The organism is Natrinema salaciae, assembly GCF_900110865.1.
Taxonomy (GTDB): domain Archaea; phylum Halobacteriota; class Halobacteria; order Halobacteriales; family Natrialbaceae; genus Natrinema; species Natrinema salaciae.
Map to the genome: position 1 here is coordinate 161,509 of NZ_FOFD01000003.1, position 13,257 is coordinate 174,765.

Below are 13,257 nucleotides of genomic sequence, written 5' to 3' on the forward strand. Positions count from 1 at the left end.
GTTCGAATGTCTGTTCACGCTCGCGGCTCCGAAACGGCCGCTCGCTTTCCGGGGGCCGCTAGCCTCTATCGTCAGATCCGCCGGCACAGATCGAGCACGTCGGCGAAGCCGATGCGGTCGTTGCCGTCGAAGTCGAACGCGTCGGGGGTTGGTCTGGACGCCCTCGCCCTCGAGGTGGGCGGAAAGGGCATCGCCGTCGGTGTTGGTGGTCCGGCCGTTGCCGTCGGCGTCGTCGTAGAGCCCGTCGCCGTCCGGGTCCTGGGGCTCGTACTCGCCGACCTGGATCGTCTCGTCGCCCCATTGTCCAGGTCAACGAACTCCGAGACCGCGAGGACCACCGGCGCAGGGTAGTTGATCGCCAACTCGTTAGTCGAGCACGACCCGGTGACGTCGACGGACGACAGCGCCGTGCCGGCACGCCGGCGTCGAGCGGGGAGCGCCGCCGTCAGATGCGGCGGAGCAGATCGAGGACGTCCGCAAAGCCGATGCGACCGTTGCCGTCGAAGTCGAACGCGTCGGGGTTGTCCTGCACGCCGTCGGCGTCGATGTTCTCGTAGAAGGCGTTGACGTCGGCGTGGGTGGTCTGGCCGTCGCCGTTGACGTCGTCGTAGAGCCCGTCGCCGTCCGGGTCCTGGGGCTCGTACTCGCCGACCTGGAGCGTGTCGTCGACGCTTCCCGTCTCGAACGGCACCAGGTCGTCCTTGTGCATCTCGAGCCGGTCCTTCAGGTACTGGCCGCTGTCCTCCCCGCCGAGCAGCTCCCACTCGCAGGGAAGCTCCTCACAGCCGACCGGGATGTCCGCCATCGGCGTGTCGTAGAAGTTGTCGTTGACGAGCTCGAGGTCGCCCTCCTCGGGGGCGCCCGGGTACTCGAACATCTTCGGCAGCCAGCGGACGTCGGCACACCAGCCGATCCAGCTGATCCGGTCGTCCTGCTCGACCGCGTTGAGGAACGGCTCGCCGTACTCGAAGGTCGTGCCCAGTCCGGTCGTCGAGCCGCGAAGCCAGTGGGAGACCTCCGGGTCGTTGATCCAGCCGAACTCGGAGATGGCGATGGGGTGGTGGTCCATCGCGTTCTGGAGCCCCGCCGCCTCGTAGGCCTCCCACCCCCAGCAATCGGGCTGGTCGACGCTATCGGGCGGCGCGATGTAGGGGTCCTCGAGTTCTTTCCCGGTCTCGGCCTCGACGGCCTCGGGGCTCTTGTAATCCGTGTCGTTGAACCAGTTGTTCACCTGGCTGACGTCGTGGCCCGCGTAGTTGTGCCAGGTGACGGCGATGTTGTCGTACCCTGCCTCGTTGAAGTTCCGCCAGTGGAGCGCCTGGATCGACTGACACCAGCCGGGGACGCCGACCAGCAGGACGCGATCGGACTGATACTCCCTGATCTTCTCGATGATCGGACCCATGAAGTCGTCGACGAACGTGTCCCAGAGCGGCTTCTGCTTGATCGCTCCACAGCCCTGGACCGGCCCCCAGATCCCCGGTGCCGTCGGCTCGTTGTACGGCTCGAAGATCACGTGGGGTTCGTCGGCGTACCGCTCTGCCACGGTATCCCAGAACATGAGGACTTCCTCGAGCAGTTCCTCGTTGACCGTCCAGTTCTCGTACGCGTACGGCGTTCCGGGGATGTCGCTCTCGTCGACGATACCGGCCCAGCCGTCGTACCCCGGCGTGAGCTCGTTGATGGTGACCTGGTCGACGTGACCCCACGAGCCCGGCGCCTCCTCGCCGAACGCCTCGTGGGTGTTGTACGCCCAGTAGTTCGTATAGTCGCTGTTGTACGGAAGGTGGTTCTCCGCGGCGGCGGGTCGCTCCTTGCCCGGCGGCTGCTCGTGCCAGTGACGGTGGTAGTCGACGATGCAGTAGACGCCGCGCTCCTTACAGCGCTCGACGATCGGGTCGTAGTGGGTCTCGAGGTAGTCGTCGAGTTCCGCCTGCGTGAACGCGACCGGCTGTGGCGGTCGCATCTTCCGCCGGTCGTCGTCGACTACGTCGGGTGATTCGAGCTCGCCCGGTTCGTACTCGGGCCCGGTGTGCCCCATCGGGTGCTCGCCGATGTCCTGCGGCTGGGCGGGGACGCGGATGGCCCGCGGGTACCAACCCTGCTCGGGGTCCGTGACCATATCGAGGAGCTGCGTCGGCGTCTTCCCGCGGAGGAACCGCGTCCGGTGGAGCCGCTTCGGGTCCGGGATGCTGAGCCCCCGCATTTTGAAGGTCTCGCCGTCCTCGTTGACGATTCGATTGTCGCTGCTGACCGTCAGGTTCTGAAACTCCTGGATACCGGTGGCTGCGGCGCTGCCGGTGAGGCCTGCCCCCAGCGCGAGTCCCGCGGCTCCCACGCCCGCCGTCGTCCGCATTACGCCGCGTCGGGTCAACTCGATCGACGACTCCGAGTCGTTCGACGCCTGATTCAGCACGCGACGCCGCGTGTTTCCGTTCGTCGATGTCGATTCGTCCGTCCGCTGTGTTGTGTCGTTGTCTTGCATTGTAGTCCGGTGGTTGAATTCGGTACGTACCGCCTCGATCCGTGGTTCCGCTGCGCCGGTGCCGGCGCGATTATCCTTACTCGGTGCCGAGTAATAAAACTAACTAATTATTCATAATAATTTAATTTAGTTATGTTGTAATTATATGGCACGGGAACGACCAACCCAGCGACGATTCAGATCCGCCGGAGGAGGTCGAGGACGTCCGCGAAGCCGATACGGTCGTTGCCGTCGAAGTCGAACGCGTCGGGGTTGTCCTGCACGCCGTCGGCCTCGAGGTGCTCGTAGAACGCGTTGACGTCGGCGTGGGTCGTCTGGCCGTCGCCGTCGACGTCGTTGTACAGCCCGTCACCGGTCGTGTCCCGGGCCTCGTAGTCACCCACCTGAACCGGCTCGTCGGACCGGGAGTCGTCGACGGTCACGACGACGTCGTGCACACCGTCGGGCTCGGTGACGGCGACCGTCCGTGTCGTCGACTCGCCGCCGACGGTGACGGTGAGGTCGTGGCGTCCGAGGAACGCCGTCGTCTCGAAAGTGCCGTCCGCATCGGTCGTTCCCGATTCCTCGGTCCACCACTCGTCGAACACGAGATCCGTGTAGACGTCGTAGGCGGGTTTCGGCGTCCAGTCCTCCTCGAACAGCGGCGCGTCGGGCTCGGAGCCGTCGTAGTCCGGCGCCCAGTGATCGCCGTCCCAGAACCCCCACACGAGGAAGTCGCTCGTCGCGGGGTGACTGAAGAACGTCTTCAGGAACTGGCGGAAGAACGCGGCCTGCTGATCCTGACTCTCCCAGTCGCCCTGGAACATGTCGAACTCGGAAGCAGTGAGGGTGGCTCCGTAGTCGGCGTACAGATCCAGCCCCGCGACGATTTCGTCGGGCGTGAGTCGCTGGTCGACGGCGAAGTGACACTGGAACCCGATGCCGTCGAGCTCGATTCCCTCGCCGCGGAGGAACTCGATCTGCTCCGTGTACCAGTCTCGAGCGTACTCCTCGGGTCCGGAGAGGGTGTTGAAGTCGTTGACCGCGATGTCGACGCCCGCCTCGTCGGCGACCGTCTGCGCTCGCTCGTACCAGTCGGCGAGCAACTCCGATCGCCAGGGGACGACGTCTCCCTCCCACGGCCGGTCCTCGTCGACGGCGTCGTCGTAGACGCCGACCATGAGGTCGTGGGCGTGCAGGGCCTCGTTGACGACGTCCCACTCCTCGATGTCGTCGCCGTAGTGGCGGATGATCGTCTCGATATGCTCGAGGCTCCGCTCGCGGATCGTCTCCGCGTCGCGTTCGTCGATGGCTGTCTCGACGTCCGCCGGGACGGCGTACGTGTCCCGGTTGCCCCAGACGCAGGTGTGGCCGCGAACGTCGAGTTCGCGGTCGAGGAGCCACTCGGTCGCGGCGTCGGCGGTTTCCCGATTCTCCTCCCAGAACCGCCACTTGTGGTGGTTCCCGAGCACGGCCGTGTTGAACAGTTCCGGCACGCGCTCGCGGTACGCCTCGAGGTCGGCCTCGTCGACCGGGTCGCCCTCGATGGACCCCTCGACGAGCAGTTCCGCGTTCACCTGGGTCCCAAACCCGTACGCGTGTTCCCGCATCTCGACGTCGACGGTCGCGTCCGGGATCGGCGTTCCGTCGGCGTTCTGAACGACGATCTCGAGGTCGCTCGTCCGGTGTTGCTCGATGCGCTCGTCGGCCGCCAGTTCCCAGTCGTCGGCCTGTACGGCGGCGGTTCCGGTCGTCGCGCCGAGCACACCGACCGCGCTCGCGGTTCCGATCGCACCCACCGAGCGGAGGTACTCCCGCCGCTCGAGCGGGGCGGCGCGGTCGTCGGTCGGCCGCCGGTCGCGTCGATCCTCGTCGGGACCGCCGCTCGCTTCGGAGCGATTCGATTCGTGTCGGTCGTGTCGTGTCCCGTCCGTGTCAGTCATTGTTCGTGCTGGGGTACGAGGTCGTGTTGCCGGTGCGAGGCTGTCGGTCACTCGTGGTTCTCGATCGTCGGCGATCCACCGGAGCGGTCGGAATGTCGCCTGAGCGCGTACGCGACACCGCCCGTCGCCCCCGCCACCGCGGTCAGGGGCCCGAACCCGGGATTCTCGTCGTCGGACGCCGTCCCGCCGTCCGTCGATTCGTCGCCGTCGCCGACGGTCAGCGTCGCCGTCTCGATCTCGGGCTCGACGGGTTCGCCGTTGCCGTCCTCGATCGGGAGCGAATCGCCCTCCGCGACCTCGACGGTGGTCTCGCCGTCGGCCGCGCCCTCGAGTTCGACGGTACCGAACGCGACGTCGGTCGCGCCCGCCTCGACCTCCTGTGCCGCTTCGAGGGTCGCCGTCTCGTCGGTCACCTCGACGGTGTTGAACATGGCGTCGGCGAAGGGCCCACCGAGCTCGGCGTCGACGACGGTCGCGACGTCGGTGTCGACGCTGACCGCGAGGTTGAACCCGGAGAGGCCGTCGGGAGCCGCGGTCAGGCCGAGATCGACGGTCGTCGTCTCGCCCGGATCGATCTCGGCTGCCACCGCCGTTACCGTTACCGTCGGCGTGACCGTCTCCCCGACGACGGGTCCGGCCGCCGAGCCGACGCCGACGAGACCGACGGCCGCCAGGAACGGCCGTCGCCCCATCGGGCCGTCGGTCGCCGTGGTCCGCTTATCTGCCCGTTCTACCCGTTCTATTTCCGTGTTTTCGTGCATTGGAATACAAACTCGTCAGACCCACCGATCGCGTATCGAAAGCCGCGAGACGACGGCCGGCAGGGTTCGGATTCGACGGATCGCCGCGATGGCGACCCCGGACGATACCGGGAATCGAATCAGGCGACGGTGATCTCGACGGTGTGCGTCGTCTGGCGTCCGCGCTGGTCCGTCGCGGTCAGCGACACCGTGTAGGTGCCACTCGAGTCGTAGGCGTGGCCGGCGTACCAGCCGCTGGCGGACGTGCCGTCACCGAGGTCCCACGCCAGCTGTTCGACCCAGTTCTGATCGGTCGTGTTGTCCGTGACGTGGAAATCGATGCGCTCGCCGACCTCGACCGACGTGGCGCTCGGATCGATCTTCGCGAGATACTCGACATCGATCGGAATCTCGCCGTCGACCGGCTCCCAGGCGTAGAACTCCTCGTATTTGGGCTCCGTGCCCTGGTTCGTCCACTGCGCTTCCCAGTCCTCGCCGTTCCAGTGGACCCGGTCGCCCTCCTCGTAGAGCGTGTCGGGGTCCCACTCGGGGTACTCGCTGTCGCCGTTGTCGCCATCGCCGTCGTCGGCTTCGTCGGTCGTGGCCGAGACCGTCGCGGTGTCGGTCTCCGTCTCCGACTCACCGACGGCGCTGACGCCGATCTCGTAGGTGGTGCCGGCCTCGAGTCCGGAGACAGTGGCGCTGCTCGTGGTCGTGGTCGTCTCCTGCGCTCCATCGACGTAGACGACGTACTCGACGGCGTTCGGATCGGGACTCCACGAGATCTCGATCGACGTCTCGTCGACGGTTACGACCTGGAGGTTCTGGGGGACGCTCGGCGGTTCGTCGTCGGGTTCGCCGTCGCCGACGGTCAGCGTCGCCTCCTCGATCTCGGGGCCGACGGGTTCGCCCTCGATGTTCTCGATCGGGAGCGTCTCGCTCTCCGTGACATCGAGGACGGTCTCGCCGTCGGCCGCACCCTCGAGTTCGACGGTACCGAACGCGACGTCGGTCGCGCCCGCCTCGACCTCCTGTGCCGCTTCGAGGGTCGCCGTCTCGTCGGTCACCTCGACGGTGTTGAACATGGAGTCGGCGAAGGGCCCACCGAGCTCGGCGTCGACGATGGTCGCGACGTCGGTGTCGACGCTGGTCTGGACGTTGAACCCGGAGAGACCGTTCGGTGCGACGGTCAGGCCGAGATCGACGGTCGTCGTCTCGCCCGGGTCGATCTGTGCGTCCGCGAGGTCGACGGTGACCGTCGGCGTTCCGGGACCCTCGCCCGCGGCGGTCGTGGCCTCGACCGTCGCTTCGTCGGACGCGGCGCCGTTTTCACCGACGGCGCTGACGCCGATCTCGTAGGTGGTGTCAGCCTCGAGTTCGGTGATGGTGGCGGTGGTCGAGGTCGTGGTCGTCTCCTGCTCGCCGTCGACGGAAATGGCGTACTCGACGGCGTCAGAGACCGGACTCCACGCGATTTCGACCGAGGTCTCGTTCTCGGCGACGACCTCGAGGTCCTGGGGGACGCTCGGCGGTTCGTCGTCGGGTTCGCCGTCGCCGACGGTCAGCGTCGCCTCCTCGATCTCGGGGCCGACGGGTTCGCCGTCGATGTTCTCGATGGGGAGCGTCTCGCTCTCCGCGACGTCGACGGCGGTCTCGCCGTCGGCCGCGCCCTCGAGTTCGACGGTGCCGAACGTGACGCCGGTCGCACCCGCCTCGATTTCCTGTACCGCTTCGAGGGTCGCCGTGCCGTCGGTCACGTCGACGGTGTTGAACATGGAGTCGGCGAAGGGCCCACCGAGCGCGGCGTCGGTGATCGTCGCGACCGCGGTGTCGACGCTGACCTCGAGGTTGAATCCGGAGAGTCCGTTGGGCGCGCTGTTCAGCCCGAGACCGACGGTCGTCGTCTCACCCGGGTCGACCTGCTCGGCGGCGAGGTCGACGGTGACCGTCGGCGTCACGGGCTCGCCGGGCCCCTCGCCGACGGTCAGGGTCGGCGCGTCGTAGACGGCCTCCTCGACGAGCCCGCCGTCGGGCGGCGTCAGCGAGAAGTCCGCGAGTTCGGGCTCGGTAGCGCCGTCGCCCCGCCCCTTGAGGTGGAGCGTCGCGATCTCGTAGGCGGTCTCGTCGATGCCGTTACCGTCGAACGACTGGGCGTCGATCGACGAGACGGCACCGCCCGCGTCCTCGATGTCCTGGTTTATCGTGTCCTCGAGTTGGGACGGCGCGTGCTCGCCCAGTTCGATTTCGGTGATCTGGGCGACGGCGGGGTCGACCGCGACCTCGATGGAAGCGCCGAGCGATCCCGCGGGGGAGTTCTCGACCCGGACCGTCGCGGTCGTGCTCGCGCCGACCGCGAGCTGTGCATCGGCGAGGTCGACCGTCACCGTCGGCAGGTCCTCTTGAGCCGCGACCGCGGACGTTCCGGTCGCGAGAACGGCAGCACTGGCGCCGGCGGCCCGTATGAAGTTACGTCGCGAGGTGGACGCGCTCGTCTGGCGGTCGGTTTCGGCGAACTGTTCCTCGTCGTGTGTCTCGATATTGTCAGTCATTGGTATGTCAGCGTATGGTGTTGTCACAGGCTACTCGCTCGCGATCCGATTAGATCCGTCTGAGCAGGTCGAGGACGTCCGAGAAGCCGATGCGGCCGTTGCCGTCGAAGTCGAACGCATCGGGGTTGTTCTGGACGCCGTCGGCGTCGATGTTCTCGTAGAAGGCGTTGACGTCGGCGTGGGTGGTCTGGCCGTCGCCGTTGACGTCGTCGTAGAGCCCGTCGCCGTCCGGGTCCTGGGGCTCGTACTCGCCGACCTGGAGCGTGTCGTCGCCGGAGTAGGGATCGCCGTCGACCGGCCCGTCACCGATGTGCTTGTCGTTCTTGCCGTTGTCGGCGTCCGGGTAGGGCTCGTCGCCGGCAGCGGGTTCGTGGCGCTCGTCGACCAGTTCCTGGTTGAGCTGGTGCCACCAGACGCCGGGCGTCTCGTCGTTGAGGTAGTTCATCCAGTCGTCGGCGCCCTTCGCGCCGTCGTTCTGCCCCGGCGTGCCGTGTTCGAACATATTCGGCTCGTAGGTGTGATCGAACGACCACGCGAGGGGGTGGATGTCGTGGTTCCTGATGAACGACTCGTAGCCCTCGATGTACGGCTCGCAGTTGCCGTCGTGTTCGCCGCTGCAGTCCATCCAGGGCGTGTCGACGTGCATGCCGCCGCCCTCGATCCAGCCGAACTCGCTGAAGAAGATCGGCACGTGCTCCGACGGCTGCCCGAAGTAGGTCTCGAGCGGCCGCAGATCGTCCTGCGTGTAGACGTGGGCGGTGTAACACATGTTTTCCGCCTCGAACTCGTTGAACGGTGTCCAGTAGGTGTACTGGCTCCACCGCGGACTCCCGATCGTGATCACGTGGCCGGGTGCGTTCTCCTCGACCGTATCGACCCACGGCTGGGCGCGATCGACCCACAGGTCGTACCAGGCCTTCATGTCCTCGTGGGCGACGTCGTAGTTGGACGCGTCACCGTCGCCGGGCGCCACGTCGGGATCGGAGAGTTCGCCCGCCTGCCGCTGTGGACCGCCCCAGTCGCCGCCGTACGGACCGGTCGGCTCGTTGTAGACGTCGAAGATCACGTGATCGTCGCCCGCGTATCGGTCGGCGACGACCTCCCAGAACGTGTGCAGTTCCTCGTCGAGCGCGTTCGAGACCTCCGGTGGCTCGAGGAAGATGTCGTCCTCGTCGAGGTCGAACGCCTCGAGAATGTTCTGCTCGTCGATCAGGTTCCAGATCTCGTCGACCTGATCCTCGCCGTGCCAGAGGACGCCGCGTTCGCCACAGACTTCCGGATGCCGCCAGTCTTCGCCGCCGTCGGAGTTGCACTTCCAGACGTTGTCGGGAACGCCGTGGTTCTTGTGATCTTCCTGATGGAAGACCGGGTAGTGACGGTGGTAATCGATCATCACGTAGGCGCCGCGCTGAGCGCCGAGTTCGACGAGGTCGTCGAGAAAGGTCTGACAGTACCACTCGACGTCGCTCGCGTCGAACTGCCCCGGCAGGGCCGGACCCCAGTCGTCTCCGTGGGGCATCTCGTGCGGTGCCGGAGCACGCGTTCCGGCCGCGAGGAACGAGGGCATGACCGGTACCCGGACGACGTTCGTATACCAGCCCTGACTCTCGTCGGTCGCCAGCTGGAACGTCTCGGGTGCAGTCTGGCCCCGCCACGGGCGGCTCTGTTCGCCCGGATCGGCGATGTTCACTCCCTGGAGGATAACCTCGTTTCCGCTCGGGTCGACGAGCTTGTTCCCGTCTCGGGCCAGCGGCGGGAGGTCGGCCTCCTGTGCCATCGCGGAGTTGGCGATGCTACCGAGGCCGCCGAATGCGATCACGCTCGTGCCGGTGGCCTTCATTATCGTTCGACGCGACGTCGAAACGTTCCGACCGGCGCGATTCGACTGCGCTTCTGAGTCGTGTGGGGTCGTCTGTTCTGACATGGTGTGTTATTCGCCCCATCGAACGGAATTTGCGATCCGTTCACTGGGAACATCGAGGAGTTCGATCTCCTCTCACCCTACAATCCGGCCGAAAGGTTATGTAATTTTGGACTTTTGTGGTGAATATTACGTTTAGGGGCTACAAAAATAAATATCCACATAACAAACGATATCTGATATTTATCGACAATATCGGTACGTATCTCGATCCGCCCCAAATAGATAAGAGCGGATATTAGGCGCTTAAATACCCAAATACGGCAATTTAGATGACAGAAAGAAACCCCACTACCACACGGATAACTAATCTAAGTAGTCTAACAGCTAGACAAACATTACAGTCAGCTATGAGGAACAGTCATTTTTTGATAGAAATGTTATATTTTCTGTCGTGCGGTCTTCGAGGAGGAGACGGGTCGCCCCGGCTCACCGAACGGACGACGTCGACCGGTCGTCTCACGGACGGCTGCACCCTCCCATCGGTGTCGCTCGAAAGCCGCTGCTCGAGACGAGCCGAAGCGACGGTCACGACGCGACTCACCCGCTGCAGGGCCGCGTCGGATTTATAGCCGTCTCGTTCCTATGACCTCCTGTGAGTACGCGAACGAGTGCGCTCGATGCAGTCGTTTTCGGTGTCGACATCCAGAGCGGTGACGTGCGCGGCGATGCGCCATCGTACGCACTGGCCGTCTACGACGGGGAGGACGTCACCCGGGACGTCGTCAGCCACCGAAAACTGAGGCGATTGATCGACGACGAGGAGCCGGCGATCGTCGCGACCGACAACATGTACGAGCTCGCCGCCGACAAGGACCAGCTCATCCACTTCCTCGGCTCGCTGCCGTCCGGAACCATGCTCGTTCAGGTAACGGGTGCCGAACAGCCCGAACCGCTCTCCCGCGTCGCGAAGCGACACAACATCCCCTACGGGAAAGACCCGATGCAGGAGGCCGAAGCCGCGGCCCGACTGGCCGCCCACAACGTCGGCCACGAGGTATCGGCCTTCACCGACACGACCGAAGTCAAGGTCGCACGCGGGCGTTCGACCGGCAGCGGCGGCTGGAGCGAGGACCGCTACACCCGCCGTATCCACGGCTCGGTTCGGAAACGAGCCCGCGAGGTCGAGTCCGAACTCGAGGAGGCAAATCTCGAATACGAGCAAGACGTTCGAGAGGCCTACGGCGGCTTCGCGAACGCCGTCTTCACCGTCGAGGCGCGACCCAGCGACATCCCCGTCTCGCGCAATCGGTCCGGCGACGTGCGCGTCGAGATCGAGCGCCAGCGCCGGGATGGGATCGAGTTCAGGCCGCTCGTCAAGCGCCGCGATCACGTCATCGTCGGGATCGACCCCGGGACGACGACCGCCGTCGCGATCGTCGGCCTCGAGGGCGAGGTCCTCGACGTCTGGAGTTCGCGAACCAGCGACACCGCCGACGTGATCGAGTGGATCGTCGAGCGCGGCCGGCCGATCGTCGTCGCGGCCGACGTGACGCCGATACCCGAAACGGTCGAGAAGTTCCGCCGGAGCTTCGACGCCGCGGGCTGGACGCCCGAGAGCGATCTCCCGGTCGACGAGAAACAACACCGCACGCGCGACTACCAGTACGACAACGACCACCAGCGTGACGCGATGGCCGCCGCGCTGTACGCCCTCGACGCCCACGAGGACCAGTTCGAGCGGATCGGCGACAAACTCCCGCCGGGAATCGATCGCGGCGAGGTCACCGCCCGCGTCGTCGCCGGCGAGGAGAGCGTCGAGGCCGTCCTGACGGACCTGAACGACGACGACGAGCCCGACGAGGAGTCCACCGAGCACGAACCCCGTGAGCTCACTGCCGAGGAAAAGCGGATCAAAAACCTCGAGCGGCAGGTCGAGCGTCTCCAATCGCACGTCGAGCGACTCGAGGGCCGCGTCGAGGACCGCGACGACCGGATCGACGACCTCGAGACCGAACTCAGCGTCGCCCGCCGCGAGGAGCGCAAGGAGGTCCGCCGGGACCGCGAAGTGAACCGCCTCGAGCGGAAGGCGAACCGCCTCGAGCGCGAGCGCGACGAGGCCCGCGAGGAGGTCGAGACGCTCGAACGGAAAGTCGAGCGGATGAAGGCCCTCTGGAAGCTCGACCACTCCAATTTCAGCGACGTCTCCGCGGAGAAGGAGGGGCTGGTTCCGGTCAAGGTCGTCGAAAAGTTCACGAAGGGCGCGATCCGCGAGGCCGACGAACAGTACGGGATCGCGAGCGGCGACGTCGTCTACATCCGGGACGCCAGCGGCGCGGGCCGGTCCACGGCCGAACTGCTCGCGGAGTTCGACCCCCGCGTCATCCTCAAGGACGGCGGCCTCTCGGAGATCGCCGACGAGATCCTCTTCGACGCCGAGATTCCGGTCGGCCCCGCCGACGACGTCGCCATGCAAGAGGTGGACGAACTCGCCGTCGCCCGCGAGGACGACGTCGAAGCCGCGATCGACGACTGGCACGAGCGCGCTCGAGACCGAAAGCGGGATCGCAAAGCGGCGATGGTCGACCAGCTCATCAGCGAGCACCGGGCCGGCGACAACGAAGTCTGACGCCGATCGGCGTTACGTCTCCGGGCCCGACTCCATCGGCGATAGCACGTTCGGCACCTCCTCGAGTTCGATCTCTTCGCTCAGATCCTCGGTCCGATCGACCGGGCCGTTGACGAACAGCGCGTGGCCCATGAACGCGATCGCGACGAGTCCGAGGCCGAGGATCGCGATCGGATACGGAACGGGCGTCGCGTAGCCGACGCCGGCACCGATCCCGAGGCTCACTGCGATAGCGACCAGTACGAGGTCGTAGTACTGCAGCGTGTGTCCCATACGAATACGACGAGACGCAGGCGCAAAACACTTGAGCCTCATCACCTCGGTGAGCAGACGAGAGCGGTCAGAACATGCCGAAGTTCTGGAGCATACCCGAAATCAGCGATTTGACGACCAGTCCGAGGCCGGCGACGATGAGCGCCATCCCGGCAGCGATCCAGATATTCTGAGACGCGATGAGACCGATACCGGCGAGCAGAATCACGAGACCGGCAATACCGAGTGCGCCGAGGTTTTGCAACATACGCAGGGGTGTAGAGCCGAGCGAAATAAACGGCGTGGTTTTCGGGCTTGCGCGTCCGTGACGCGCCGGTGTCCGGCGGGTCGCCCAACGGGAACGATAAAGGGTTAAAACGCTCGAACGCGAATCCGCGGCCATGAGCGACGACGGAGACGGCGGTCGGAAGAACCTCCGGATGCCCGAGGACGACGAGGTCTTCGCGACCGTCACGAACATGCTCGGGGCGAATCGGGTCAAAGTACGCTGTGCCGACGGGACGGAGCGAACCGCGCGCATTCCCGGCAAGATGCAGAAGCGCATCTGGATCCGCGAAGACGACGTCGTGCTCGTCGAACCCTGGGACTGGCAGGACGAGAAGGCCGACATCACCTGGCGATACGAGAAGAGCGAGGCCGACCAGCTCCGCGAGGAAGGCCACATCCAATAACGAAGTTTTGCGCTGCGAGCCAGCGAAGAGTCGATCACGTGGGCAGTGCCGTTACCGGGCTCGTGTCGACCCGCTCGGGGCGTGCTCACGGCCAACGAAGCTGCGTCGATCCAGTCTCGAGGGGAAG

At 65.8% G+C, this 13,257-nt stretch carries 10 protein-coding genes; 2 read left to right on the forward strand and 8 right to left on the reverse strand.

The genetic code is table 11. The features are described 5' to 3' along the window. Nucleotides 1-71 precede the first annotated feature (71 nt). From BMX07_RS23735 to BMX07_RS10240, 6 genes are all read right to left on the reverse strand, one after another. Nucleotides 72-362: a hypothetical protein gene (locus BMX07_RS23735; protein ID WP_139210856.1), complete on the reverse strand. Its 291-nt coding sequence runs from the start codon at nt 360-362 to the stop codon at nt 72-74. A gap of 83 nt (nt 363-445) precedes the next feature. Continuing rightward, nucleotides 446-2,485 (reverse strand): cellulase family glycosylhydrolase, encoded by a 2,040-nt coding sequence (locus BMX07_RS24830; RefSeq protein ID WP_090617448.1) that lies wholly within the window; start codon nt 2,483-2,485, stop codon nt 446-448. 176 nt (nt 2,486-2,661) lie between these two features. Then, complete coding sequence (locus BMX07_RS10225; RefSeq protein ID WP_090617449.1) at nt 2,662-4,407, reverse strand: endo-1,4-beta-xylanase; 1,746 nt, start codon at nt 4,405-4,407, stop codon at nt 2,662-2,664. Nucleotides 4,408-4,454: 47 nt separating this feature from the next. Then, on the reverse strand, nt 4,455-5,168 hold the full coding sequence (locus BMX07_RS10230; protein ID WP_090617451.1) for a hypothetical protein: 714 nt from the start codon (nt 5,166-5,168) through the stop codon (nt 4,455-4,457). Between the two features lie 119 nt (nt 5,169-5,287). Continuing rightward, complete coding sequence (locus BMX07_RS10235) at nt 5,288-7,696, reverse strand: fibronectin type III domain-containing protein (protein ID WP_090617453.1); 2,409 nt, start codon at nt 7,694-7,696, stop codon at nt 5,288-5,290. A 49-nt stretch (nt 7,697-7,745) separates the two neighbouring features. After that, nucleotides 7,746-9,536 carry a cellulase family glycosylhydrolase gene (locus BMX07_RS10240; RefSeq protein WP_175480116.1) on the reverse strand — a complete coding sequence of 597 codons (1,791 nt, stop codon included), beginning with the start codon at nt 9,534-9,536 and terminating at the stop codon, nt 7,746-7,748. 676 nt (nt 9,537-10,212) lie between these two features. On the opposite strand from BMX07_RS10240, the gene BMX07_RS10245 reads away from it, so the two are divergent. Further along, nucleotides 10,213-12,186 (forward strand): DUF460 domain-containing protein, encoded by a 1,974-nt coding sequence (locus BMX07_RS10245; protein ID WP_090617458.1) that lies wholly within the window; start codon nt 10,213-10,215, stop codon nt 12,184-12,186. 12 nt (nt 12,187-12,198) lie between these two features. Here the strand turns inward: BMX07_RS10245 and BMX07_RS10250 are convergent, their stop codons facing one another. Next, the gene (locus BMX07_RS10250) at nt 12,199-12,459 is read right to left on the reverse strand and encodes a DUF8015 family protein (protein WP_090617460.1); all 261 of its coding nucleotides are present in this window, start codon (nt 12,457-12,459) and stop codon (nt 12,199-12,201) included. A 67-nt stretch (nt 12,460-12,526) separates the two neighbouring features. Further along, the gene (locus BMX07_RS25555) at nt 12,527-12,706 is read right to left on the reverse strand and encodes a DUF7470 family protein (protein WP_090617461.1); all 180 of its coding nucleotides are present in this window, start codon (nt 12,704-12,706) and stop codon (nt 12,527-12,529) included. A gap of 133 nt (nt 12,707-12,839) precedes the next feature. Here BMX07_RS25555 and eif1A point away from each other — a divergent pair, with 133 nt between their 5' ends. Further along, complete coding sequence (gene eif1A, locus BMX07_RS10260; RefSeq protein ID WP_090617463.1) at nt 12,840-13,130, forward strand: translation initiation factor eIF-1A; 291 nt, start codon at nt 12,840-12,842, stop codon at nt 13,128-13,130. The last annotated feature ends 127 nt before the right edge of the window (nt 13,131-13,257 follow it).

Excerpts from the sequence above, each read along its gene's own strand:
- BMX07_RS25555 (WP_090617461.1), bottom strand. The coding sequence starts at position 12,706 with ATGTTGCAAAACCTCGGCGCACTCGGTATTGCCGGTCTCGTGATTCTG.
- eif1A (WP_090617463.1), top strand. The coding sequence starts at position 12,840 with ATGAGCGACGACGGAGACGGCGGTCGGAAGAACCTCCGGATGCCCGAG.
- BMX07_RS10230 (WP_090617451.1), bottom strand. The coding sequence starts at position 5,168 with ATGCACGAAAACACGGAAATAGAACGGGTAGAACGGGCAGATAAGCGG.
- BMX07_RS24830 (WP_090617448.1), bottom strand. The coding sequence starts at position 2,485 with ATGCAAGACAACGACACAACACAGCGGACGGACGAATCGACATCGACG.
- BMX07_RS10235 (WP_090617453.1), bottom strand. The coding sequence starts at position 7,696 with ATGACTGACAATATCGAGACACACGACGAGGAACAGTTCGCCGAAACC.
- BMX07_RS10250 (WP_090617460.1), bottom strand. The coding sequence starts at position 12,459 with ATGGGACACACGCTGCAGTACTACGACCTCGTACTGGTCGCTATCGCA.
- BMX07_RS10225 (WP_090617449.1), bottom strand. The coding sequence starts at position 4,407 with ATGACTGACACGGACGGGACACGACACGACCGACACGAATCGAATCGC.
- BMX07_RS10240 (WP_175480116.1), bottom strand. The coding sequence starts at position 9,536 with ATGAAGGCCACCGGCACGAGCGTGATCGCATTCGGCGGCCTCGGTAGC.